The following is a 23,318-nucleotide window of genomic DNA, read 5'->3' on the forward strand; positions in this document are numbered from 1 at the left end:
CTGCAGGGAAGCGGACTTTTGCTGGCAGTCGCCGAGTTCGACGCGGATGCGTTCAGCCAGGCGGGCGTTTTCGGCCTGGAGGTCGTTGACCTGGGTTTGCAGGGCCCGGGCTTTTTTCTTGCTCACGCAGGAGCTGGTCATTACGGCTGTGGACAGAGCCAGCATTACCCAAATTTTTCTCATAATTGTGTGGTAAGGTTTAGCGAAATGGATTCACTGTTGTAAAAAGACTCGCAAAAAAGATAAAAAAATGCTACGATGTCAAACCCTTTCATGTTAAGGACTTGTTAAAGTAGCCTAAATACCTTACCCCGAAAAGTTGGAAGGTAAGTGACTGGTAAATAAAATTATACAGAATGGGAATGATCTGAAGGGGCTTCGTGTTATTGCTATAATGACCCCCAGCGTATCTGCAATGTCCCGGCTCAATGCCCGAAAATCAGTATTTCGGGCAGAAATAAAAGTTAACTTCCAATGAGCCAAAAAATTACCTTGAATTAGCACTAGTATTTTTCTAATAATTCGTCTATTTTTGCACCCCGATTGCCGGACTGTAAAATTTCGTTAGTTCTCGAAATTCCCGGCAGCCAAGGGATCCGTACGGAAACAAACACAATCAAAAACCAATAATGGCAAGAGATTTAAAATTCACTCGAAACATTGGTATTGCCGCCCACATTGATGCCGGGAAAACGACCACTACGGAGCGTATTCTTTACTATGCGGGTGTTAGCCACAAAATCGGTGAAGTACACGATGGTGCTGCTACCATGGACTGGATGGAGCAGGAGCAGGAGCGTGGTATTACCATTACTTCCGCTGCTACGACAGTAAACTGGAAGTATCGTGATAACTCTTATCACATCAACATCATCGATACTCCGGGTCACGTTGACTTTACGGTAGAAGTAAACCGTTCATTACGTGTACTCGATGGTCTGGTATTCCTTTTCAGCTCAGTTGACGGCGTTGAGCCTCAGTCTGAGACGAACTGGCGTCTGGCCGATAACTACAAAGTTCCCCGGATCGGTTTCGTTAACAAAATGGACCGTTCAGGTGCTGACTTCCTGAATGTAGTGAAGCAAGTAAAAGAAATGCTGGGTAGCAATGCAGTACCTCTGCAATTGCCTATCGGTGCGGAAGATGGTTTCCGTGGCGTAGTTGACCTGGTAAACTTCCGTGGTATCATCTGGAATGAAGCTGACAAAGGTATGACCTTCGAAGTGGTCCCCATTCCTGAAGATATGCTGGAAGAAGCTACTGAATACCGCGAGAAATTACTCGAAGCAGTAGCTGAATACGACGAAACGCTGATGGAAAAATACTTCGAAGATCCTGAGTCGATCTCTGAAGATGAAATCCTGGCTGCTCTTCGTGCCGCTACGATCGAAATGAAAATCGTACCTATGTTGTGCGGTTCTTCATTCAAAAATAAAGGGGTACAAACGATGCTTGACTACGTGATGGCTCTGATGCCTTCTCCGCTGGACAAAGAAGCAATCGTTGGTACAAACCCTAACACGGATGCTGAAGTAGTTCGTCACCCAACGGAAGCGGATCCTTTCGCAGGTTTAGCATTCAAAATTGCTACGGATCCCTACGTAGGTCGTCTGTGTTTCGTACGTGCTTACTCTGGTGTATTGGAGGCTGGTTCTTACGTTCTGAACACGCGTTCAGGAAACAAAGAGCGTATCTCTCGTATCTTCCAGATGCACGCTAACAAGCAAAACTCAATCGATCGTTTAGCGGCTGGTGATATTGGTGCAGTAGTTGGTTTCAAAGACATCAAAACGGGAGATACCCTTTCTGATGAGAAGAACCCAATCATTCTGGAATCCATGGATTTCCCAGATCCCGTTATCGGTTATGCCATCGAGCCTAAGAAATCGGCTGATCAGGATAACTTCTCTAAAGCGATCACAAAACTGATCGAAGAAGATCCTACGTTGAAAGTTGAAACCAACGAAGAAACAGGTCAGACGATTATGCGTGGTATGGGTGAGCTTCACTTGGAGATCATCATTGACCGTATGCGTCGTGAGTTCAAAGTGGAAGTAAACCAGGGTGCTCCTCAGGTAGCTTACAAAGAAGCTCTGACGAAGAGTGCTGAACACCGTGAAGTTTACAAGAAGCAAACGGGTGGTCGTGGTAAATTCGCCGATATCGTATTCGAAATCGGGCCACGGGAAGATGGTAAGCCAGGTCTGGAATTTGTGAACGAAATCGTGGGTGGTACGATCCCCCGGGAATTCATTCCTGCGATCCAGAAAGGTTTCGAAGAGGCTATGAAAAATGGTCCTCTGGCTGGTTACCAAATGGATTCTATGCGAGTTCGTCTGTACCACGGTTCTTTCCACGATGTCGATTCAGATTCGCTGTCATTCGAAATGGCTGCTCGTCTGGGTTACAAAGAGGCAGCTCGTTCCGCTGGTGCGAAACTGATGGAACCTATCATGGCCGTTGAAGTATTGACTCCAGATGAGTACACCGGACCTATCACGGGTGACTTGAACCGTCGTCGTGGTATCATGAAAGGTATGGATACTCGTAATGGTGCTCAGGTAATCAAAGGCGATGTACCTCTGTCAGAACTGTTCGGTTATGTAACGGATCTGCGTACGATGTCTTCAGGTCGTGCCACGGCTAACTTGACTTTCTCTCACTACGAATTCGTTCCACAAAACATTGCGGAAGAAGTAGTGAAGAAAGCAAAAGGCTTATAATTTTTAGTTGATAGTTAATGGTTATTAGTTGATAGTACTAAAATCTAACAACTAATAACCAACAACAAACAACCAAACCAAGAATTCCCTGCCGGAGTAAATGGTTCTTTCGGCGAAGGGTTTGCGGAAACGCATTTTTTAACGAACCAGTTATTAACTCTGATGAGCCAAAAAATTCGCATTAAGCTCAAGTCATTTGACCACAATTTAGTGGACAAATCGGCTGAACGCATCGTGAAAGCCGTTAAGGCTACGGGTGCTGTGGTAAGTGGTCCTATCCCCTTGCCTACTGATAAGCAAATCTATACCGTACTGCGTTCACCTCACGTTAACAAAAAAGCTCGCGAGCAATTCCAGCTTTGTACGTACAAACGTTTAGTTGATATCTACTCGACTTCAGCTAAAACGGTAGACGCCCTGATGAAGTTAGAACTTCCTTCAGGTGTTGACGTAGAGATCAAAGTTTAAGTAGCTTAAGTACTAAAAAAGCCCGTCTTCGAAAGGAGACGGGCTTTTTTAGTTTTACAGAAAAGCTAATAATACCATTGGATTGAGTTTAATAATCATTCTTTATGCACATCTTTAAACTTAATCATATCTAGTAGCCGTTCTTCTTTTTCTGGATCGAAACCGCAGGAGGTCTTGAATTCTTTGGGATTTTCATACGTGCCGAAAAGCATATCCCACCAGACAATATCGCCGTAATTATTGGTGTGTTTATTATACTCATGATGGATGCGATGCATTTCGGGTCTTTGAAAAACATAACCAATCCACTGAGGCGTTCGGACGTTGGTGTGATAAAAAAATTCTCCTAAAGCCGTACAAAGCGTATAAATAGCTCCTGCTTCCATCGAAAGCCCCAGAAAAGTATACACCAGCAAACTGCCAATGATGGAATTGACGGTCATTTCCAGAGGGTGTTTGTAAAAAGAAGTAATCACCTCCAGCCGTTGCGGGCTGTGATGGATTTGATGGAAATGAAGCCACAGGAAATCATTGGTGTGCCGCCAGCGATGCCACCAGTAAAAGACGAAAGTTGCGATGAAATAGGCCAAAACACCGCCTCCAACATTGCCGATGTAAGACGATACATGTAGAACACTCCAAGCAGATAACCACTTTTCCCAGGTATACCCTGCCAGGGTTACAACACCGAGTTGAATAAAGTTAACCCCTAGTACCCGAACGGTCCAGGTAGGAACCTCTGGAAGCTTCCAGCCAGGGAGCATTCTTTCCAGAGTAAAACAAAAACCAAATACTAAAAAGATGTAGACTAGCATGAAGGTAGAGCGTTATTGAACGACTCAAAACTCATGCTTAGGGGGTTACAATCCTTTTACAAATGTTAAATAGTTAATAATGCTTATTTAACTATATCTACTCTACTGACACTAGGAGGCATTTCTTGATAGGGTAATCGATAAGAAGGGTAAGAATACTCGTAGATTCGCCAGAACTGCCAGGGTTTGATTTGAAAGTTTCGGTAAAGAACGGTATCCTCAGGATGGCGTTTTTTGTAGGCTTCGAATTGGGAAACGATATCTTCGTATCCATTTCTGCCCCAAACAGAAAAGCCTCCTTTTTCGCTAATAAAATGATGATCTGGACCCTTGAAAGTGAGATTACCTGTAAAAAAAGAGATAAAAAAACTGACGATGGGAATATTGGAAACTGCGATAATAAGTAGCACAGTAACAGTCCAAACAATAACTTTTTTCTTATGCATCGTAATTGTTAATAGTACCTCAGCGGCTAAAATCTAACCGCTGAGATATGGATTACTATTTAACTATGTCCACTTTACTGACATTAGGAGGCATCGGCTGGTAAGGGAGTCTATATGATATTTCAGTATATTCGTAGATTCTCCAGAATTGCCAGGGCTTAATTTGAAAGTTTCTGTAGAGAACGGTATCTTCAGGGTACCGTTTTTGGTAGGCTTCAAATTGCGATAAAACATCTTCAGAACCTGTCCTACTCCAGACTGAAAACCCACCTTTCTGGCTGATATAATGATAATCAAGATTCATCATGCTTAGGTTACCCGTAAAGAAAGAGATAAAAAAACTAACGATGGGAATATTGGAAACTGCGATAATAAGTAGTACAGTAACAGCCCAGATAATAACTTTTTTCTTTTGCATGACGATAGGCTAGAAATGATAGGTCATCCACCGGCTAGTGTTGTTTATAGTCGATGGATGAGACACCTGTTGTTATTTGATTATATCATCTGCAGGCACGTTAGGAGGCATTTCTCGATAGGGAAGTCTGTAATATGGATTTGTATATTCGTAGATTCGCCAGAATTGCCAGGGCTTGATTTGAAAGTTTCTGTAGAGAACGGTATCCTCAGGATGGCGTTTTTTGTAGGCTTCAAAGTGGAATACAATGTCTTCGTATCCATTTCTTGCCCAGACAGAAAACCCTCCTTTTTCACTAGTGAAGTGAAAACTTGCTTCTTTTAAATATAGGTTACCAGTGAAGAAAGAAATAAAGAGGCTGATAATAGGAATATTGGAAATGCCCACGAAGAGTATAAGAATGATACTCCAGATAATAACTTTTTTCTTATGCATCGTAATTGTTAATAGTACCTCAGCGGCTAAAGTCTAACCGCTGAGGTATGGATTACTATTTAACTATATCCACTCTACTGACATCAGGAGGCATTTCTCGATAGGGTAATCGATAAGGAGGGTCAGAATATTCGTAGATTCGCCAGAATTGCCAGGGCTTGATTTGAAAGTTTCTGTAGAGAACGGTATCCTCAGGATGGCGTTTTTTATAGGCTTCAAATTGAGAAACAATGTCTTCGTATCCATTTCTTGCCCAGACAGAAAAGCCTCCTTTCTCACTAGTGAAGTGAAAACTTGCCCGTTTAAAGTAGATGTTACCGGTATAGACAGAAATAAAGAGGCTGACTATAGGAATATTACAAATGCCCACGAAGAGTATAAGAATGATACTCCAGATAATAACTTTTTTTTCTTTTGCATGGCTTAATTGCAGTTAGTAGTAGAAGGAGATTTCAGGCCATCGCCCGTAGTAAGTTTATTACCATAAGTTGATATTTTTTCTCTTAAGTCTTCTCCCAAATCGCCTGGATTTTTGCCTTGGCCTAGAGGCCCTATCCAACCGGAACCTGCGGGTAACGAGATATAAGGAGAGAGTAAGTTACAGGCAAACGTTGTGCAATTATTGTCAACTAAGTTATAGGCAGGGGTATCTAGATTTTTAAGGTAATAAATTACGTCTTTAAACTGACTGGCTGTCATATTTACCTTAAGCGAAACATCGTATTCGGTATTGCCATCGTCTCCCCAAGCCCCTGCTGTATAAATACCTGTCATAGCAGTCAATTCGCTCTGTACGTAAAATCCGATAACTAATCTTATAATTTCTCCCGTGTTGGAATCAACTCTTTCCAGTCCAAAATAGGTATGACCAGGCATTCGATCTGTATAAGAGTGCTTAACTTTATCTCTAGTACCAGCTTTGGGTTGATCTACATACAACGTGACGGAATATTTATAATTACTACTTGAAGGGATTGCTCCAAAACAATTTAGCTTTTGTTTTAGGTTCAAGGGAATGTCAGGGCCTAATACTTTGTATTGGCGTAGAAATCTTTGTTCTTCTGGATTGGGAATGGGATCAGAATCACCTCCTCCATTACTGCTACTTCCGCCGGGGCCACTAGAAGTTCCAGAATTCGTATAACCTCCCGATCCGCTTGAGGAATCGTTAGTGTCGGTTTCCACACATACCGTAGTGGACTCACTGCCATTATAGGTCCATTCGGAACAGTAACCACCTGCACAAGCCTGATAATAATAATCAATGCTATAAGTAGTACAGGTAACCACTCTGCGGCCTCCTTTATCTATTGGTTTAATGGTCGCAACGAGCTTCCCGTTCTTATAAATCTTACCTGAAAGAAGATTTTCGTTCCAGTCATACAAAAGAATTCGTCCTCTGAAACCCTCAGGAATTTGCTTATAAAACAAATGCTGTTTCAAGAGAAAGTTTTCTGATTTTTTGAAGTATTCACCTCCCGCTGAAATTTTCATGACGAAAGATTGGTAAGGTTTACCAGCGGGCTTGATAATAACCAGTTTAGTTAACAGTGAGAGCTGCGGGTTAGCTTTAATAGTCTTTAGGGGTTCCTCATCACCATGTTGTAAGGAAAGGGTCATTCCGGTATTTTTTTCATACGTGAGCGGAATTTCAAGAATTAGCGTATCCCCTAGCGTATAGGTAGTTGCTTTCGCCCATTCGGTCAGTTTGGTAAAAATGTTAAATCCTTTGTTAAGGGGTCTTGTTGCCTGGTGCTGGTTTTGTTCAAACCAATCTTTGGCTTCCTGAACAGGTTTTTCGAGTGTGGATAAATTAGGATCAGCTTCTTTCTGGCAGGCCAAGGGCATAAAAAGTAAGCCTAGAAGCAGAGCTAGGTAGAAAATACGGGTAGTCATCATAAAGTTTTGAAGGGTGATTTAAACGCTTCAAAATTCTATGATGACTCCGACCAATCCTTTTACAAATGTTAAATAATCACTGCCGAAACTCCGCTCGTATGCGGCTGAGGGTTACCTGGGTAATGCCCAGGTAAGAAGCAATGTAGCGAAGTGAAACCCGTTGCAGAATATCGGGAAACTGACGAAGTAGAATTTCATATCGCTGTTCGGCGGTATGAAAGGCAAAAAGCTTCATGCGTTCATCCAGACGAAGATAATTTTCTGTAATCATCAGACGGCCCAGCCGCTCGGTTTCTGGGAAATGGGTGAATAACCAGTCAATATCTGTATTGCAAATCGAACAGATCTGGGCGTCTTCCAGCATTTCAATCCAGTAATCCGTTGGCTTTCCGGTGAAAAAACTATCAATGGCACTGATGATCTGACCTTCGAAGCCTAGCCAGGCGGTTATTTCCTGTTCATTATGGTAATAATAGACCCGGCCGACGCCTTTTTCAATGAAATGGAAATAAGGGCAGATGTCACCCGCTCGCTGAAGAATCGTTCGTTTAGGGATGTTTCGTCGCCAGGCTATCTGGTCAATGGCCTGTACAGATTCGGCAGATAAAGGCATGAACGCTGACGCGTAGTCCAGAAATGATTTCATGATAGGTGGATGGGTATAAAAAAAGCCTCGCCCCTTCACGGGCAAGGCTCTAATTTAAGTTACGAAAGGATAGAGATTAATACCCACCCCGGAATTTATACGTATCGGCTACTTTCTTAATGGCTACCATATACGCCGCAATTCGCATGGAAACATTGTACTCCTGTGACGTAGCATATACTTTATCAAAAGCATCTTTCATGGCACGATCCGACCGACGGTTAATCCGGTCAAGCGTCCACTTATAACCGATGCGGTTTTGTACCCATTCGAAGTAAGAAACGGTTACTCCACCCGCATTTGCCAGAATATCAGGGACTACCATGATGCCTTTATCATTGATAATTTCATCAGCACTGGCAGAAGTCGGGCCGTTGGCTCCTTCCACGATCAATTTGGCCTGAATGCTACCAGCATTATCATCGGTGATTACGTCTTCTTTGGCGGCTGGAACGAGTACATCCACAGGAAGAGCCAGTAACTCCTCATTGGAGATTTTCGTAGCCCCTTCAAAGCCCTCAAGTTGTCCTTTATGCTGGTCGCGGTATTGCATGGCTTTCTCAATGTCCAGCCCATTTTCGTTATAATACGCTCCAGTTACATCACTAATGGCTACTACTTTAACACCGCGTTCCTGTAATAAAGCAGCCGCATGTGAACCTACATTCCCAAAACCCTGCACCGCGGCTGTGGCCCGGTAGGGGTTAATGCGAAGTTTTTCCATGGCCGAAATAGCGGCAGTCATTACGCCACGGCCCGTGGCTTCCTTGCGGCCCAGCGAACCACCCAGTACCAGCGGTTTGCCTGTTACAACGCCGTTTACGGTCATGCCGTAGGCTTTGGAATATTCATCCATCAGCCAGGCCATCTCGCGTTCACTCGTGCCCATGTCGGGGGCGGGGATATCGCGGTCGGGGCCGAAAACGTCGAGCATGGCTCCGGTATAGGCCCGCATCAGCCGCTCGATTTCTCCGGCTGACATTTCGCGAGGATTACAGCGAATACCACCTTTGCTCCGCCGTAAGGAATATCAACCACGGCACATTTCCAGGTCATCCAGGCAGCTAAGGCCTTTACCTCGTCCATCGTCACCCCCATATCGAAGCGAATGCCGCCTTTGGATGGACCTAAAATGGTGGAGTGAACCACGCGGATGCCTTCGAACACTTTAACGGAACCGTCGTCCATGGTAACGGGTAAGCCCACAACCACTTGTTTACGGGGCACCATCAGAATATCATACATCTCCGGAGAGATATTGAGCAATTTAAAGGCCACATCGAACCGTTGCATCATGGATTCAAGTGGATTTTCCTGTTGCAAGGGTGCTGGCTCTATATAAGTCATGGCTATGTTAATTTTGTTATTAAATAGGACTATAATAATATTTGCCCCATTGGTCGCAAACTTAGCAGGATTATTCTTAGAAAAACAAAAAACTCTACCAATGGTTAGGCGAGCGATTTGGCAACCTGTAAAGCAAATGAATTAAATTTCAAAGGGTAATTTTGATAAAAGTCATTCAAGCCAAAGAAATAATGCTTTTCTAAGATAAAAGGGCTAAATAATTTTTTAAACTATTTGCTTAAATCGCTTAAAAAGTTATTTTTGTTACCTTCTTTTCGGAGAGGTAAGGGGCTTTACTAAATGAGTATTCCTAACGTGAGGCTGCCCTAGAATAGAAACTATTTATCGCTAAAGTTCGTTTATATTCCCAACAAACCCCGTGAAATATGTCCCCAGTAGAAGAGAAGACCCGCTATTCTGAAGAAGAATTAAAAGAGTTTGAAGAGATCATCCAGAAAAAACTCGGGGATACCAGGACAGAATTGAATTACATTCGTGAAGCCCTGAGTAAGAGAAATGACCCTGGTACGGATTCAACTTCAAGCAGTAACAAGTCGTTAGAAGACGGTGCGGATACCAGCGAACGTGAGAACCTTAGCCAGCTAGCTGCTCGTTTACAGAAGTATGCGACTCAGTTGGAGAATGCTCTGATTCGTATCAAAAATGGTACTTACGGCATTTGTGTAGACACGGGAAAACTGATCCCTAAAGAGCGTCTGCGGGTAGTGCCTCACACGCAGCAGACCATTGAAGCTAAGTTACGGAAACAGAGTTAATCAGAGTATTGATCGCTTTTCTTTTCCCCTTGCATATACACACTATTTGTTAGTGTTCAGAAAGGCCAGCATGCTGGCCTTTTTTGTTACTGTTTTTTTTATAAATTCAGCCCATTTGCACCGTAATTGTACGGAAAAAAGGCATCCTTCGTTTTAGCTTCATCCGTTCGTTCCTTTAATTTTTCTTCATGCGAATTCTTCTTACGCTCTTTACCTTATTACTTACCAGCAGCACTTACGCTCAATTGTCGCTTACGCCTACTCGCATTTTTGCGTCAGGGGTAAACATTAGGGCCGAAGTAACCCCAGCGGCAAAAATGAACGATACCGCAAGGCTGGGTTACTCCCGGTTCAACGTCCAGGGCATTGTTCCTATTCGCGGGGGGGCGGGGGTGAAGTTTCATAACTTCAATCTTCGCAAAATTGACGTAGAGATTAATCAGATGTTTCTGGTGGTAAATGCGGGCTATCGGCAACCGAATTTTTCATTCGATAAAAATGATCAGGGCATTTATACGGGTTCGCTGGTATTAACGGGGATTCACGCCAGTTTGCGGGATAAAATTTGGCTTTACGCGGCGGGCTTGGGTGTCAGCGAAACCGATGAGTTACTGAATTTCAGCAAAGCCCGTCCGTACGGAATGGGTGGAGCCGTTCGGGTACGCATCGCGGGTCCGCGAACGCAATGGTTTTATGGCGGGGCCGTAGTTTTTGAACCCGGTCGCATTACGCCTATCCCCATTGCCGGCATCAATACCCGCATTGCTAAAGGGACTCGTCTGATGCTGGTATTGCCCTTACAGGCTTCAGTTTCTCAGAAAATAACGAAGAAAGTTTGGGGAGAAGTAGGCGTTGCTGCGGGTGGTTTTAACGCCGGATACCTGACGCCTAACCTGAACCCTAATGCCCTGCGACTGGCGTACCGACAGGCAAAAGCGAGTTTTACAGTTAACTACAGTCCCATTAAACCCGTACAATTGTCTTTTGAAGCAGGTATGACAGGCCTGCGAACGCTAAAGACCATGCGAGCGGGGGATGTGCTGGAAAAGTTTACTATCAATAGCAGTCCTTTCATGGCCGTTTCCTGCTATTTCAATCTCTCCAAATCCATCCTGGATTCAAGAGGTTTCGGGTCAGTTTTGTAAAGAGTTTCGGGTTTTGAGTCTAGAGTTTTGAGTTTTTGACCAATTTTGGAAGATAGTATTAGAATCAGAATCATAAGAGTTGTCGATACATAACCCTCAACTCCAAACACAAAACTCTAAACTCTCTTGGAAACACTTCACCTGTCTTCACATGATGCTGTTTCGTTTGAAATTCATGCCATGTCATGGATTGATCATGAACGGCATGTACATACCGAAAGTCCGCACCGCCATGATTATTACGTGATCATTGGCGTAACCGAGGGCACGGGAACGCATATTGTCGATTTTCAGACCTATGAGGTTAAACCCGGAAGCTGGTGGTTTCTATCGCCCGGTCAGGCTCATCAGTTGCAAATGAATGGTCCGCATGAAGGTTGGGTCGTCAGCTTTACGCCTGATTTCTTTTGTGTTTCGGAAGCTAACCGCGAGTTGCTCATCAATACCGGACTTTTTCATAACCTGCTGGAGTTCAAACCCTACTTCATTCCGCCCGAGCAACTGGATTTACTGGAGCCTTCCCTGCAATCGATCCAGGGCGAATACGAGGCGAAGCGGCCCCTGCGGGAGCATATGTTGCGAGCCTGGTTACAACTTTTTCTGGTTCAAGCCTCCCGAACGTTCGACCATCAATTACTCATGGTGGCGGAAACTTCAAAAACGGTATGTCTGGCTCGTCAGTTTCAGGAGTTGGTAGAACGCGATTTTACCCGCAAGACCAAAGTTTCCGATTACGCCGAGTTACTGCACATCACGCCCAGTCATTTAAATGATTCGGTGAAGAAAGTAACCGGGCAGCCCGCTTCCGAGCATATCAAGCAGCGTGTGGTTCTGGAAGCGAAGCGAAAAGCCTTTTTCGGAACGACTTCAGCGAAAGAAATTGCCTTTGATTTAGGCTTTGAAGATGAAGCTCATTTCTCTAAATACTTTAAAGCTAATACGGGTCAAACCTTCACAGAATACCGAAAAACCATCCGTAATAAGTAAAGTTAACCCGCTGGAATACTTTTGTTGAGAAGCTTTCTGGTCTCAATCCGTAATTCTGACAAGGAATTCCGTGGTTTAGACAATGATAAAATATATGTATATACATACATTTGTATCATCAAACATTCACAAAGCTATGTCAACTCCAGCCAAATGGGTCATCGACCCCACTCACTCAGAAGTACAATTCAAAGTAAAGCACCTCGTTATCACAACGGTAACGGGCCAGTTCAATGAATTTAGCGGCGAAGCAACGGCGAGTGATGATTTTTCAGACGCTCAAGTTTCCTTCGAAGCGAAAATTGATTCGATCTCGACGAATAACGAAGCTCGGGATGGCCACCTGAAAAGCGAAGAATTCTTTGCGGCTGATCAATACCCAACGCTGAAATTCGTCTCCACAGGCATTACTAAAAAAGACGAAGATTCTTTCGTGCTGAACGGCGATCTGACGCTACGTGGCGTGACCAAGCCCGTTGCTCTTGAGGTAGAATACGGCGGAACAGTTGTTGATCCTTACGGACAAACGAAAGCAGGTTTCGAGTTGAAAGGAAAAATCAACCGTAAAGATTTCGGATTAACATGGAGTGCCGTTACCGAAGCGGGCGGTGCCGTCGTAAGCGATGAAGTTCGTCTGATTGCTAACGTGCAATTTGTAAAACAAGCCTAATTACACTTCATAAAAGAAAAAAGGGTTGCCTTCGGAAGAGGGTAACCCTTTTTTCTTTCTAGATTATGATATCCTCTTCCTTCGTCATATGATCCAATGGAATAATCTTAACTCTCCTTGAAAAGACCCCAGCAGGGTCAAACATGGATAGTCCCAGACTGGATAGTCCCAGACTGGATAGTCCCAGGCTGGATAGTCTCGAATTTCATCTGGGGGAATGAAAAGACAACCCCCTTTCGAGCTATTCATATTAGACCTCTTCAGGGTTATCAGGGGAAAATTGATTCGAAGCTGGCCCGAATTTTTAGCATTAGTTCCTACACTCAACCTTAATTACAAAGTATATGAGTAGTTCAAGAAAAGAAGCAATATATGCGGCACTGCGGGCTGCAACGGAGGCTGCCCTGAATGATTTGGTAGGCCAGATGGAGACGATTCGTTCAAGCGTTATGGACGATCAGGATGAAGCCATGAGCGAATCTTATGAGTCTAATAGCGAAATGTTGATGAATGATCGTCGGGATCTGGAAGGCCATGCCGACACCATACGTCGTGATCTGGTAACGCTGGATCAGTTCGGTACCGAAGAACAGCACGATACCGTACAAGTTGGAGCTGTGGTGTTAACCGATCAACGAAATTTTTACATTGCGATCAGTCGCAATTTCGAAGTAGACGGCGTAGAATACACGGGTATTTCTACTTCCGCTCCTATTTACGAAGTATTGGAAGGTAAGAAGGCTGGTGATACCGTCAAATTTGCCGATCAGACCTATAAAATCTCCGAAGTTTCATAAAAATAGGTTTCTATATAGATCAAAAGGGTTCTGGATTGGTTACATCCAGAACCCTTTTTGGTTTTCCTCTATAACAAAACCGTTAGATGCACCTGAAGGCGTTGTTTGGCCTTGCTATCACCATTGGCTAGCTCCTGAGCTAGGGGTTGCTGAACGTTAACTCCCGCCACAAACCTTCCCCAATAAGCTTCCACACCCGCCGTGGCTAACGTAGCATAACCACCCGTCTGGGCGTTGCGAACGCCGTTTTTTAAATCCTTTGCGGAGTATTCTGCGGTGAGTCCTGCATTAGGCATCAGCGTCAGATTCTTTCCGGCACTGGTTACATAAAAGACCGAAGTGGAACTACTGAGACGATTACCGAAGCGATAATGATCAGAATTGGTAGTAGAGATGCGGTAACTGACATCCGAGTTCCAGCCCCAGGATTGATAGCGTAAGGTATAAATGGCATTCATCAGAAAATCCGTACTCCCCGTACCCAACTGAAAATTGGCATTCGCTCCGAGCGATCCATCGTCCACAAAGTTAGAGCGACCCGTTGCCAGCTTTACGCCTCCACCCAGCAGTAAGGTATGATTGAAAGCCCGATCCAGCGTATCCATGTTGGTATTTAGTACATTGTAATTAGCTAGAATCGTAACGTCACCCAATCCGTTCAGCCGGGCGGAAGTAGCTGCATCCTGCTGAAAGTTGAAATTATAAGGTACAAAAGCCAGCATCTGAATTCGTTGGGTTGGATAGAACCGTCCCCATAACTCCGTCGTCTGAAAGGTTTCTTTGGTGCGAAGCAATTGTGAATTCAGGTGTGAATCGTAAGTACGATAGCGATAGCGAACGCCAATGAAATTGCGGTACGATTGAGGCATGATGCCATAATAAGCATTCCCCACGCCACAGCCGCAAATGTCGCAGGCCCGGCCCGGAAGGCTTATGGAAAAGAGCAGAAGAAATAAGAGTCGTTTCATTTACTCAGCGGCAAAGCGTTTATTTTTGAGAAATTCTTCGTCGGTTAACGTTTTCAGGAAAGCCACGATCTGCTGGCGTTTCTGCGAAGTAAGAGCAATACCCCGGGTATTATTCTGGCGTAAAAGCGGGTCCAAATTTTGGGTATCCTGAACGCCTTCTGCATAATGATCCAACACGGCTTCAAGCGTATAAAAACGACCATCGTGCATGTAAGGACCGGTCACTGCCACGTTTCGCAAACTAGGTACCCGGAAGGTATACTTATCTTTTTCAAGTTCAGTTACCCGGGCTCGACCCACGTCTTTTACCCCCTGAATGAACAGGCCATTATTACGAAAACTATGGTCGGTGAATAAGGCTCCTTGGTGGCAGGAAGAACATTTTTGTTCGAATAACTTCAGCCCCGCCTGCTCGTCAGCCGTCAGGTTTTCGCCTTCCTTGCGGATGAATTTATCGTATCGGGAATTGGCCGAAACCAGCGTAAGCATGAACTGGGAAAAAGCCTTGAGGAAACGCTCGGTTGTGATTTCTTCGGAACCAAACGCTTTCTTAAACAGCAAAGGATACTTCTTCGTTGCTCGTAACTTATCCAGTACATTTTCGTGTTTTCGCCCAACTCTACTTCGTTCGTAATCGGAGCAATCGGTACTAAATCCAGATCGAAAACACCACCATCCCAGAAGAAACTAGATTCCCAGGCCAGATTCTGAAGGGGTAAGGAGTTTCGCGTACCCATCAGATTATTAATGCCGTGACTTACATCATGGCCGTGGTGCGTAAACCCATACGGCTGCGAATGGCATTCGGCACAGGCGAAGGTATTATCCCGCGAAAGCAAAGGTTCATTGAATAGGGCTTTCCCAAGTTCTACGCCAGCGGTAGTCATTGGATTACGTTCAAACGGGTACACGGGTTCCGGGAAATTAGCCGGAACCGTAAAGCTTACTTCCGGGTTAGATTCGTTCGGCGAAGAACAGCCCCACACCAGAAGTAAGCTTACGGAAAGAAGCCCCATTCTAATCATTATGCGTATGATCAACCGTGAACATATTCACATAATTGTTCGCCAGCGGCACGGCGGCAGCGGGCATGTGAATGGCTGGGGTATCGGCAATTTTAACCGTAGTCTTGCCCGAGAAAAGCTTTTGAAGATTGGTAATGACGTGTATCGTTGGAGCAATGTTCTTCCGCACCGTAGCTAACTGATTCTGCGGGAAGGGAAGGGTAACCGTACGAAGATTATTGACGGTGGCACCAGTCATGCCGCCAAAACCACCTACGTGGAACTGAAAGCGACGGATACCCGCACCGTTCGCGGGAGCTGTGGGTGAAGTACCTTCCAGTTTCAGAAAAATGTAGCCTGAATTCCAGCCCCAGTACATACCGTCCTCACCGTATGACCCTTCGTCCAGCACGCCCGTACGTTCAGCTACGGGTGAAACACTCTTCGCACTGTCTACACCAATGGTGAAGGTAACCTCCTGGTAATCTCCCGCCGGAACGTTCTTCAACACAGGTTCCCAGGTTTTATTATCGACCTGACGAATCAGGAAATATTGATTGGGGAATTTGATGCTTGAACCGTCCGTTTTTTTCAAAGAAACGTTACTAATGAAGTAATTGAAGGTACTGACTGTAAACGATTCCCCCGTGCCGGTCTGATACGTAGTTTCGCCCAATACTAGCTTCTGAGCCCCGACGCGGTTATCAAATTCCAGAATTACGTCGTTGGTATCACCCGCGGTAACAGGCGATGGATTTTCTTTCGTGCAAGAGCTTAGCACGGAAATAAGAAAAGCAAAAGTGATGAAGAGAAAAGAATGGAATTTCATGTGAATATGAGATAAAGTCTCACCGAACCGGAAAGCCCGGAGGTTCGGCAAAACGCTGATTTTTCAAAAATTCAGGATCACTAAGGGTACGTAGAAAAGCGATGATTTTCTGCTTTTCATCGGCGGTTAATGGAATGCCCAGTTTGCCATTTTGCTTGAGTAAAGGATCAAGAGTAGGTGTATCCTGTACCCCGGACGAATAATGTTCGAGCATTTCGTCCAGATTTATAAAGCGACCATCGTGCGTGTAGGGTAAGCTTTCGGCGATGTTTCGCAAACTGGGAACCTTGAATTTGAAGCGGTCGCTTTCCTGCTTCGTGACGGCATACCGGCCCTCGTCGACCACCATTTGAAGGGTCGGTTTGCCGTTGACGTACACAATTTTGGTTCGTTCGTATTTGGGTAAGCCGTTATTTCGGAAGCTACCGTCGGTGAATAGTTCTCCCGCGTGGCAACTTTTGCAGCCTTTACTTTCGAAGAGCTTCAGGCCCTCAAGTTCGGTTGCCGTCAACGTTTCGCCTTCCTTGCGAATGTACTTATCATACCGGGAGTTAGCTGAAACGAAGGTTAACATGAACTGGGTGAGGGCATCCAGCATTTTTTCAGCCGTAATGTCTTCCGTTCCGTAAGCCTGCTTGAATAACGGTGGGTAACCCTTCGTCCGTTTTAGTTTATTGACTACGTTTTCCATGGTATCATCCATTTCATCGGGATGCGTAATGGGTACGATGGCCTGTTTATTCAGATCTTCGACGGCTCCGTCCCACATGTAATGCTTTTGCCAGGCCAGATTCTGAAGAGCCAGCGAATTCCGCAGGCCAATCCGGTTATCAATGCCGTGACTTAACTCATGCAAGTGGTGGGTGAAGGCGTAATACTGCCGGTGACATTCGCCACAGGCAATGGTGCTGTCCCGCGAGAGAATACCGTCGTAGAAAAGCTGTTTCCCTAAAGCGACGCCTGCTTCCGACAGCGGTTTCTGGTCAATCGGATAAACGGGTGCCGGAAAGTTTTTAGGTACTGAAAACAGGGGCATAGGTTCTGAAGGCGAAGTCCCTTTGGAACAAGCCGACAGAATGAGGAAAAGCAGGAATACTTTTCTCATAGTCAAGAAAATAAAGAGGTGAACGAACCTTCGAGACGCAGCAAATCAGGAAAAACGAACGTTTTTCATTCAAAGTCAGAGCAGTAACGAAAGCTTATGCTTGGGGAGGACGGAAACAGGCCGACAGGAAGGAAGAATAGGCCGGGAGCTGATAAGGGGGAAGGTCGGAACGTAACTCAGCAAAAACGGCGGGCTCAAAACGGATTTCCAGCGAAGCAATCGATGCCGGAAGTTCCAGCAATTGCTGCACGAGACGGGAGCCTGCTTCTCGTTCTTGGTGCTCCTGAGTGGCTTTTAACTTTTTAGCCAGGTAACACTTGCCATCACAATGTAACTCGGGATGAGAACGGTTTTCGCAGAGGTAGTGAGCGATGTAATCCCTCCTTAACTCGAAGTCAACCAAAATAACGGGGACTACGAGCGTGCGTAACATCAGAAGCGATGTCAGCAAGTACACACTGAGTTTCCGTAACGTTGAATTCATGGGTACAAAACTATAGCAGGAAAAATGAAAGGCTGGAATTTTTGTGAAAAAACTCGGAGGAGGTAGTTACTTTTAATAACCTCGATGGGGTTATAATATGGGGTTATGATTTCGAACAGAAAATAAATTCTATTGAATTACATCTGGGGCCGTCCAGACCACATAAATACCTTACTAACGAATTTTAGGGGTCAAGTAATCCAAGTATTCAGCGGGATTATTCATGAGACATAACCATCGGGTCAGGGTTTGTCAACCGATCCAGTTCCCGAATCATTAGCGATTTAATGCGGGGACGAGCGGTCCACATAATGCCGTGTCGCTGGTTCGCCAGGTAAATCACTTCCACCTGTGGCGACTGCGTCAACTGCCGGGCTGCCCAAATGGGATTCTCAGGATATAACAACCGATCTTCCAACCCATGCACCATCGTAACTGGAATGTGAATCTTTTTCCAGAGGGAAACCATGCTTACTAAATGCGGGTAATGATTCTGCTTTTCGTCGTCGGCTACGTGAATAAATCCGGGAATCCAGGCGGAGAAAATGGGAACAAGTTTAGAGATCGGATAAATGCGTTCGGCTCCGGGTTTGTACGAACCACAAACGAGTAATAAGCGATCAAAGTAATCGGGATGATCCATTGCCACGCGGGCCGCTACTGTCGCTCCGTACGAAGTTCCGAACAGTAACGTCGGACGTTTGTCCTGAATTTGCCAGAGCATTTTAGTTAATACCGCCGATTGTTGCCCAATGAACTTCTCTCCCCAGCCATAATCCGATTCCCCATACCCTGGTCGGTCGGGAGCAATGAGCTGCGTACTTTTCTGTAAATCGGGGTCGTTCAGATACGAACGTAAGCCTTCCAGTGAACTGGGCGAACCGTGCATCAATACCATCTTCCGGGGTAAGGTATCCGAGCCGATTTTCAGGTAGCGAATGGTCCGTCCCAGCGTATCGTAATACACGATTTTTACCGGAATGCCTTTCTCAATCAAATCTTTACGAATTTCCCGCCGGGAGTAACGTCGGTGTTCGAAACAACCTGAAAAGAGAAAAAGGAATGGTATACCTACTACTATTCGAAGCAAAAACAAACGGAACAATAGGATCACTGGGTCAGAGTTTTGTTCATAAAAAAAGGGTATAAAATGCAGAACATTCTATACCCTTTTTATAACGTATCCACCCGGAAAACGTTTACGCCCGAAGTATTACTTTTTCATTAACTTAAAGACATACACCGGGCTTTCTTTTACTTTCTTACGGAAAGAGTCTGACAGCGTTACGGTTTTGTCTTTCGATTTCAGAGATTCTTTAGAACCCAGTAACTGAACGGATTGCCCTTTTTCCAGCACGGGAATCTCCAGTGAAGCGGGTAATTTCTCGCCTTCTTCTGCCCGGTACAATGCATACATCGTTGAGCCCTTCTGCGTATACGCCCACTTGCCAGACTGATACGGAGACACGGCTGTAGTTTCGTAGATCGCTTCGCCGTTTACGTTCATCCATTTCCCAATCTCTTCAAGCCGCTGATAGGCTTCTTCGTGCCATTCGCCGTCGGGTCCGGGGGCTACGTTCAGCAAGAGGTTACCACCTTTCGAGACGATGTCTACCAGTGTATGAATCAGCTTGCGAGTGGATTTGAAATTTTCTTTTGGAATGTAACTCCAGGAATCGCCCATGGTCATGCAACTCTCCCAGGGGAAAGGAAGAGCCTTGTCAGGAATGGATTGCTCAGGGGTAACGTAATTCTCATATTCGCCCGTTACCGTCCGATCCACCACTAACAATCCGGGTTGATGACTGCGAGCCATTTTTGCAATATTGGCCATGTCAATGTCCTGATCGAACGGAATGGTTTTCTGCCAGCTAACGGTCGAATCAATCGTGCTAAAGGGTCTTACCCAACCGCCATCCAGCCAGAGAATGTCCATTTTCCCGTAATCAGACATTAACTCTTCGATCTGATTGTACGTGAATTGCTTGAATTTATTCCACTTTTCAGGATACTTTTTAGGGGCGTAACTGGAATTGCGATCTTTCGGAGGAAAGTAACTCCACCAGTAATCATCCGTATGCCAGTCGGGTTTGGAGAAATACGCCCCTACCATAAATCCCTGATCGCGGAAAGATTTAAAAACTTCCTTCGCTACGTTCGCTTTAGGATTCGTGCCGAAAGGCGTGTTAGTAATCTTGTAATCCGTCTGTTTAGTATCAAACATACAGAATCCGTCGTGATGCTTGGTGGTGAACACCACGTATTTCATCCCGGCATTTTTAGCCGCCGTTGCCCAGCGATCAGGGTTAAATTTAACGGGGTTAAACTGCTGAGGAATGGCTTCGTAAGCTTTTTTATACTCGTACCAGTCTTTAGAATAGGGTCCTTTACGTTCGCACCATCCTTCGTCTTCCGGGCATAATGACCAGGATTCCACAATGCCCCATTGGCTATAGGTACCCCAGTGCATCAGTAAGCCAAACTTAATTCCCTGCCATTGCTTTAGTTTTTGCTGAACGGCGGGATCCTTGGGAGCGACGTAACCGAAGCTTTGCTCGGAATGTTGCTGGGCTAGTAAGGGAGTGGTAGCGGCCAGCAAAAGAGTGGTAATCAAACGTTTCATCTGGAAGAAAGAGAAAAATACCGTCCGAATTCTCCTGAGAAAATCCGAACGGCGGGGGGATAAAGGGTTATATTGTAGCCAGTAACTGATCCATCACGTAGATGTGAATGCCAATCCATTTGGCCCTTTCGCCAAGCTGGGAAATTTCAATACTTAAATCATTTCTGAAATCGCTCAGGCAATATTTATTGATCGCCTGACCAATCGGATTAGTAATAAACTGATCGGCTTTTACCACAATTCCGTCTACAATCACAATCTCGGGATTGAATAAGTGAACAGCCATGGAAAGGCCTTTGCCTAATACCGTGCCCACATCAAAAAGAATATCGATGGCAAAAGCATCTCCTTCCAGAGCGGCTTCAATAATCATCTCGATATCAATGTCTTCGATATGATCCATATATGCGGAAAGCTTCGAAACTCGTCCTTCGTTCAGTCCGCGTTGCACCCGGCGAATGAGCGAACGGGCCGAAGTAATGGTATCGAGGCAACCTACTTTACCGCAGTGGCATAACTCGCCATCGGGATCCATCTGAATGTGACCTAGCTCGCCCGCAAACCCGGAAGCTCCCTGGAAAATTTCACCGTTCAGAATAATACCTAAGCCAACGCCCCAGTCGATGTTAATGGCCAGTACGTGTTTTTTGCCGCGAGCCAGCCCGAATCGGTGTTCGCCCAAAACGGTGGCTTTGGTATCATTAATTACGAAAACAGGCAGATTAAACTCTTCAGAGATCAGGGTACTGAGCGGTTTTTCTTCCTGATTAATTCGCCGATAAGTCATGTTCGTGCCCGTCTGAAACTGAATCAGACCGGGCATGGAAATGCCAATGGCTACAAAATGAGAGGCTTCGACCTGTGATTCTTCGAGGGCTTGGCGGGTGAATTCCAACAACGCTTTGGCAAAACGAGGGTTATCTTCCAGACCTAATTTGATGTCTTTTCTAAAGATAACTTCCCGCTGAAGATTCATGATGACCACTTTGGTATCATGCGTGCTGATGTCTAGGGCAACGACGTATTTATCCTGAACATTAAGTCCGAACAAAACCGGGCGGCGACCGTGATTTCCTACGGCAGTGCCGAAAGTGCTAACCCACTTTTCGTTTACCAGTTCTTCAACAATATTGGTAATGGAAGGAACGCTGCTGTGCAGGCTTTTGGCTAGCTGAGCCAGTGTAGAAACTTCCGATTGATACAATTCAGCCAAAACGCCCCGGCGGGAAACGCTTTTCTTGTAATCAACTACACTTTTTTTGGATTCAATTTCTTCATCGGGTGGAGACACATACATCACAGTAATGATTTAGAGCGATAGATTTCAAATAATTTTGTTGGAAACCAGTGGGACGATAGTAATAGACTACTTTTTAAAAATTTATTGTAAATAAACACTTGTTTTATAAAAATATTAACAAATTATTTACAATGTGGTCGATTTTATAGGAAATGTCAGAAAAGTATTCTTCATCTTCACATTAAAATTTCACACGGTAACCATCGGCATCCATCAATTTCCATAAAACGAATCTATAAAATTTACGCTATAGATTGTTTAAAGATTTTGTTTTTGGCTGATTTACAGAATTTTATAACATTTCACTGTACACTCTATCACTTCTCTACACCACATGACAACGCGTCGTTCCTTTCTTCGCTGGTCTACTTTAGCCGTATCCTTAAGTCCAGTACGTTCTTTATTTGCCTTGCCTAAAGCGGCTGCCGTTAAACCCATCGTCGTTTCAACCTGGGACAGCGGATTAGCGGTTAATGCAGTGGCCTGGAAAGTGCTTAAACCCGGTGGGTATGCTCTGGATGCCGTAGAAGAGTCGGCTAAATCCATCGAAAAAGAAATCAGTTGTTGTGTGGGGCTGGGCGGCAATCCCGACCGCGAGGGGCATGTCACGCTGGATGCCTGCATCATGAATGAAAAGTACGATTGCGGATCAGTAGCGGGTCTGGAGCGAATTCTTCATCCCATCTCAGTTGCTCGTAAAGTGATGGAAACGACGCCACACGTCATGCTGATTGGAGAGGGAGCCCAGCAATTTGCCGTAGCAAATGGCTTTAAACTTGAAGAAGATAAACTCTCGGCTGATGCAGAGAAATCGTACAAAGAATGGCTGAAGAAATCGGAGTATAAGCCGCTGATGAATATTGAGCAGCAACAGGGGAAAACTCCCAAGCGTGCTGCCGGAGGCCCTTTTGCTCCGAATCAGTTTGAAGATGGTTCGTTCAACCATGATACAATGGGAACCGTTGCCATGGATGCCAAAGGCCGTCTTTCTGGCTCTTGCACGACCAGCGGTATGGCCTTCAAAATGCGGGGTCGCATTGGTGATTCACCCATTATTGGTGCGGGCTTATATGTGGATGGTGAAGTCGGTGCGGCGACCTCGTCCGGGCAGGGTGAAGAAGTAATCCGACTGGGAGGTACTCACCTTGTGGTGGAGTTCATGCGAAATGGAGCAACGCCGATGGAGGCCTGCAAGAAAGCCGTGGAGCGTTTGGTGAAGATTAATCCTAAAAAGGCCAAAGATTTCCAGGTAGGTTTTATTGCCATTAACCTTCAGGGTGAGGTAGGAGCTTACTCCGTGAACAAAGGCTTCAGCTATGCCGTCACCAAAGCCGATGATGGTGGAAAAGTCTTTATGGCGGAGAGCTATTACAAATAAGGTAAAAATTGTGCAACCGTTTGTTCTGCTTAGTACAATCGTTTGCTCAGGGTTA

The 23,318-nt window shown here is 45.1% G+C and carries 24 protein-coding genes and 2 pseudogenes; 8 read left to right on the forward strand and 18 right to left on the reverse strand.

What is annotated here, in order from left to right; genetic code table 11:
- Window positions 1-183: hypothetical protein (locus BWI96_RS14675; protein ID WP_157830368.1), on the reverse strand; the 183-nt coding region annotated here is incomplete at its 3' end.
- A 446-nt stretch (window positions 184-629) separates the two neighbouring features.
- Here BWI96_RS14675 and fusA point away from each other — a divergent pair.
- Window positions 630-2,723 carry an elongation factor G gene (gene fusA, locus BWI96_RS14670; RefSeq protein WP_106637260.1) on the forward strand — a complete coding sequence of 698 codons (2,094 nt, stop codon included), beginning with the start codon at window positions 630-632 and terminating at the stop codon, window positions 2,721-2,723.
- A 162-nt stretch (window positions 2,724-2,885) separates the two neighbouring features.
- Window positions 2,886-3,191, forward strand: coding sequence for a 30S ribosomal protein S10 (gene rpsJ / locus BWI96_RS14665; protein ID WP_094811061.1), 306 nt, complete (start codon window positions 2,886-2,888; stop codon window positions 3,189-3,191).
- A 95-nt stretch (window positions 3,192-3,286) separates the two neighbouring features.
- Here the strand turns inward: rpsJ and BWI96_RS14660 are convergent, their stop codons facing one another.
- From BWI96_RS14660 to BWI96_RS23370, 8 genes and pseudogenes are all read right to left on the reverse strand, one after another.
- A complete protein-coding gene (locus BWI96_RS14660; RefSeq protein WP_232793734.1) occupies window positions 3,287-3,955 on the reverse strand; it encodes a sterol desaturase family protein in 669 nt (222 codons plus the stop codon).
- 134 nt (window positions 3,956-4,089) lie between these two features.
- Window positions 4,090-4,452, reverse strand: a complete 363-nt coding sequence (locus BWI96_RS21630) for a hypothetical protein (RefSeq protein ID WP_157830369.1) — start codon at window positions 4,450-4,452, stop codon at window positions 4,090-4,092.
- 55 nt (window positions 4,453-4,507) lie between these two features.
- Window positions 4,508-4,870: a hypothetical protein gene (locus BWI96_RS14650; protein ID WP_106637263.1), complete on the reverse strand. Its 363-nt coding sequence runs from the start codon at window positions 4,868-4,870 to the stop codon at window positions 4,508-4,510.
- A gap of 72 nt (window positions 4,871-4,942) precedes the next feature.
- A complete protein-coding gene (locus tag BWI96_RS14645) occupies window positions 4,943-5,305 on the reverse strand; it encodes a hypothetical protein (RefSeq protein ID WP_106637264.1) in 363 nt (120 codons plus the stop codon).
- 423 nt (window positions 5,306-5,728) lie between these two features.
- Window positions 5,729-7,147: a hypothetical protein gene (locus tag BWI96_RS14635; RefSeq protein ID WP_157830371.1), complete on the reverse strand. Its 1,419-nt coding sequence runs from the start codon at window positions 7,145-7,147 to the stop codon at window positions 5,729-5,731.
- A gap of 133 nt (window positions 7,148-7,280) precedes the next feature.
- Entirely contained in the window at window positions 7,281-7,850 is a 570-nt protein-coding gene (locus BWI96_RS14630; protein ID WP_157830372.1) for a Crp/Fnr family transcriptional regulator, read from the reverse strand.
- 76 nt (window positions 7,851-7,926) lie between these two features.
- Complete coding sequence (locus BWI96_RS23365; protein ID WP_369804176.1) at window positions 7,927-8,739, reverse strand: Glu/Leu/Phe/Val dehydrogenase; 813 nt, start codon at window positions 8,737-8,739, stop codon at window positions 7,927-7,929.
- 9 nt (window positions 8,740-8,748) lie between these two features.
- A pseudogene (locus BWI96_RS23370) lies at window positions 8,749-9,197 on the reverse strand (Glu/Leu/Phe/Val dehydrogenase); the annotation flags it as partial.
- Window positions 9,198-9,583: 386 nt separating this feature from the next.
- Here BWI96_RS23370 and BWI96_RS14620 point away from each other — a divergent pair.
- From BWI96_RS14620 to BWI96_RS14600, 5 genes are all read left to right on the forward strand, one after another.
- Entirely contained in the window at window positions 9,584-9,973 is a 390-nt protein-coding gene (locus tag BWI96_RS14620; protein ID WP_106637268.1) for a TraR/DksA C4-type zinc finger protein, read from the forward strand.
- Between the two features lie 188 nt (window positions 9,974-10,161).
- Window positions 10,162-11,118: a hypothetical protein gene (locus tag BWI96_RS14615; RefSeq protein WP_106637269.1), complete on the forward strand. Its 957-nt coding sequence runs from the start codon at window positions 10,162-10,164 to the stop codon at window positions 11,116-11,118.
- Between the two features lie 126 nt (window positions 11,119-11,244).
- Window positions 11,245-12,105, forward strand: coding sequence for an AraC family transcriptional regulator (locus BWI96_RS14610; protein WP_106637270.1), 861 nt, complete (start codon window positions 11,245-11,247; stop codon window positions 12,103-12,105).
- 136 nt (window positions 12,106-12,241) lie between these two features.
- Window positions 12,242-12,775 (forward strand): YceI family protein, encoded by a 534-nt coding sequence (locus BWI96_RS14605; RefSeq protein ID WP_106637271.1) that lies wholly within the window; start codon window positions 12,242-12,244, stop codon window positions 12,773-12,775.
- A gap of 344 nt (window positions 12,776-13,119) precedes the next feature.
- Entirely contained in the window at window positions 13,120-13,572 is a 453-nt protein-coding gene (locus tag BWI96_RS14600; RefSeq protein WP_106637272.1) for a hypothetical protein, read from the forward strand.
- Between the two features lie 68 nt (window positions 13,573-13,640).
- Here BWI96_RS14600 and BWI96_RS14595 read toward each other — a convergent pair whose 3' ends face one another.
- The 9 genes and pseudogenes from BWI96_RS14595 to BWI96_RS14560 form a co-directional block, all read right to left on the reverse strand.
- On the reverse strand, window positions 13,641-14,540 hold the full coding sequence (locus tag BWI96_RS14595) for a hypothetical protein (RefSeq protein WP_106637273.1): 900 nt from the start codon (window positions 14,538-14,540) through the stop codon (window positions 13,641-13,643).
- Window positions 14,541-15,029, reverse strand: coding sequence for a cytochrome-c peroxidase (locus BWI96_RS22485; protein ID WP_232793740.1), 489 nt, complete (start codon window positions 15,027-15,029; stop codon window positions 14,541-14,543).
- A 6-nt stretch (window positions 15,030-15,035) separates the two neighbouring features.
- A pseudogene (locus tag BWI96_RS23060) lies at window positions 15,036-15,565 on the reverse strand (cytochrome-c peroxidase); the annotation flags it as partial.
- Window positions 15,558-16,373, reverse strand: a complete 816-nt coding sequence (locus BWI96_RS14585; RefSeq protein WP_106637274.1) for an MbnP family protein — start codon at window positions 16,371-16,373, stop codon at window positions 15,558-15,560. The pseudogene BWI96_RS23060 and the gene BWI96_RS14585, both read right to left, overlap by 8 nt.
- Window positions 16,374-16,392: 19 nt before the next feature.
- Window positions 16,393-17,478 carry a cytochrome-c peroxidase gene (locus BWI96_RS14580; protein ID WP_106637275.1) on the reverse strand — a complete coding sequence of 362 codons (1,086 nt, stop codon included), beginning with the start codon at window positions 17,476-17,478 and terminating at the stop codon, window positions 16,393-16,395.
- Between the two features lie 94 nt (window positions 17,479-17,572).
- Entirely contained in the window at window positions 17,573-17,962 is a 390-nt protein-coding gene (locus BWI96_RS14575; protein ID WP_157830373.1) for a hypothetical protein, read from the reverse strand.
- A 217-nt stretch (window positions 17,963-18,179) separates the two neighbouring features.
- Window positions 18,180-19,076, reverse strand: a complete 897-nt coding sequence (locus tag BWI96_RS14570; protein ID WP_232793735.1) for an alpha/beta fold hydrolase — start codon at window positions 19,074-19,076, stop codon at window positions 18,180-18,182.
- A 99-nt stretch (window positions 19,077-19,175) separates the two neighbouring features.
- On the reverse strand, window positions 19,176-20,585 hold the full coding sequence (locus BWI96_RS14565; protein WP_106637278.1) for an alpha-L-fucosidase: 1,410 nt from the start codon (window positions 20,583-20,585) through the stop codon (window positions 19,176-19,178).
- A 67-nt stretch (window positions 20,586-20,652) separates the two neighbouring features.
- Window positions 20,653-21,882 (reverse strand): ROK family transcriptional regulator, encoded by a 1,230-nt coding sequence (locus tag BWI96_RS14560; RefSeq protein WP_106637279.1) that lies wholly within the window; start codon window positions 21,880-21,882, stop codon window positions 20,653-20,655.
- 337 nt (window positions 21,883-22,219) lie between these two features.
- Between BWI96_RS14560 and BWI96_RS14555 the strand changes: the two genes are divergently transcribed.
- Entirely contained in the window at window positions 22,220-23,263 is a 1,044-nt protein-coding gene (locus BWI96_RS14555) for a N(4)-(beta-N-acetylglucosaminyl)-L-asparaginase (protein WP_106637280.1), read from the forward strand.
- Window positions 23,264-23,318 lie beyond the last annotated feature (55 nt).

Source organism: Siphonobacter sp. SORGH_AS_0500, assembly GCF_002838835.1.
GTDB lineage: Bacteria > Bacteroidota > Bacteroidia > Cytophagales > Spirosomataceae > Siphonobacter.

Excerpts from the sequence above, each read along its gene's own strand:
- BWI96_RS14660 (WP_232793734.1), bottom strand. The coding sequence starts at position 3,955 with ATGCTCCCTGGCTGGAAGCTTCCAGAGGTTCCTACCTGGACCGTTCGG.
- BWI96_RS23365 (WP_369804176.1), bottom strand. The coding sequence starts at position 8,739 with ATGGGCACGAGTGAACGCGAGATGGCCTGGCTGATGGATGAATATTCC.
- BWI96_RS14560 (WP_106637279.1), bottom strand. The coding sequence starts at position 21,882 with ATGTATGTGTCTCCACCCGATGAAGAAATTGAATCCAAAAAAAGTGTA.
- BWI96_RS14580 (WP_106637275.1), bottom strand. The coding sequence starts at position 17,478 with ATGAGAAAAGTATTCCTGCTTTTCCTCATTCTGTCGGCTTGTTCCAAA.
- BWI96_RS14615 (WP_106637269.1), top strand. The coding sequence starts at position 10,162 with ATGCGAATTCTTCTTACGCTCTTTACCTTATTACTTACCAGCAGCACT.
- BWI96_RS22485 (WP_232793740.1), bottom strand. The coding sequence starts at position 15,029 with ATGCTTACGCTGGTTTCGGCCAATTCCCGATACGATAAATTCATCCGC.
- rpsJ (WP_094811061.1), top strand. The coding sequence starts at position 2,886 with ATGAGCCAAAAAATTCGCATTAAGCTCAAGTCATTTGACCACAATTTA.
- BWI96_RS14565 (WP_106637278.1), bottom strand. The coding sequence starts at position 20,585 with ATGAAACGTTTGATTACCACTCTTTTGCTGGCCGCTACCACTCCCTTA.
- BWI96_RS14650 (WP_106637263.1), bottom strand. The coding sequence starts at position 4,870 with ATGCAAAAGAAAAAAGTTATTATCTGGGCTGTTACTGTACTACTTATT.
- BWI96_RS14605 (WP_106637271.1), top strand. The coding sequence starts at position 12,242 with ATGTCAACTCCAGCCAAATGGGTCATCGACCCCACTCACTCAGAAGTA.
- BWI96_RS14600 (WP_106637272.1), top strand. The coding sequence starts at position 13,120 with ATGAGTAGTTCAAGAAAAGAAGCAATATATGCGGCACTGCGGGCTGCA.
- BWI96_RS14575 (WP_157830373.1), bottom strand. The coding sequence starts at position 17,962 with ATGAATTCAACGTTACGGAAACTCAGTGTGTACTTGCTGACATCGCTT.
- fusA (WP_106637260.1), top strand. The coding sequence starts at position 630 with ATGGCAAGAGATTTAAAATTCACTCGAAACATTGGTATTGCCGCCCAC.
- BWI96_RS14620 (WP_106637268.1), top strand. The coding sequence starts at position 9,584 with ATGTCCCCAGTAGAAGAGAAGACCCGCTATTCTGAAGAAGAATTAAAA.
- BWI96_RS21630 (WP_157830369.1), bottom strand. The coding sequence starts at position 4,452 with ATGCATAAGAAAAAAGTTATTGTTTGGACTGTTACTGTGCTACTTATT.
- BWI96_RS14585 (WP_106637274.1), bottom strand. The coding sequence starts at position 16,373 with ATGAAATTCCATTCTTTTCTCTTCATCACTTTTGCTTTTCTTATTTCC.
- BWI96_RS14630 (WP_157830372.1), bottom strand. The coding sequence starts at position 7,850 with ATGAAATCATTTCTGGACTACGCGTCAGCGTTCATGCCTTTATCTGCC.
- BWI96_RS14595 (WP_106637273.1), bottom strand. The coding sequence starts at position 14,540 with ATGAAACGACTCTTATTTCTTCTGCTCTTTTCCATAAGCCTTCCGGGC.
- BWI96_RS14645 (WP_106637264.1), bottom strand. The coding sequence starts at position 5,305 with ATGCATAAGAAAAAAGTTATTATCTGGAGTATCATTCTTATACTCTTC.
- BWI96_RS14555 (WP_106637280.1), top strand. The coding sequence starts at position 22,220 with ATGACAACGCGTCGTTCCTTTCTTCGCTGGTCTACTTTAGCCGTATCC.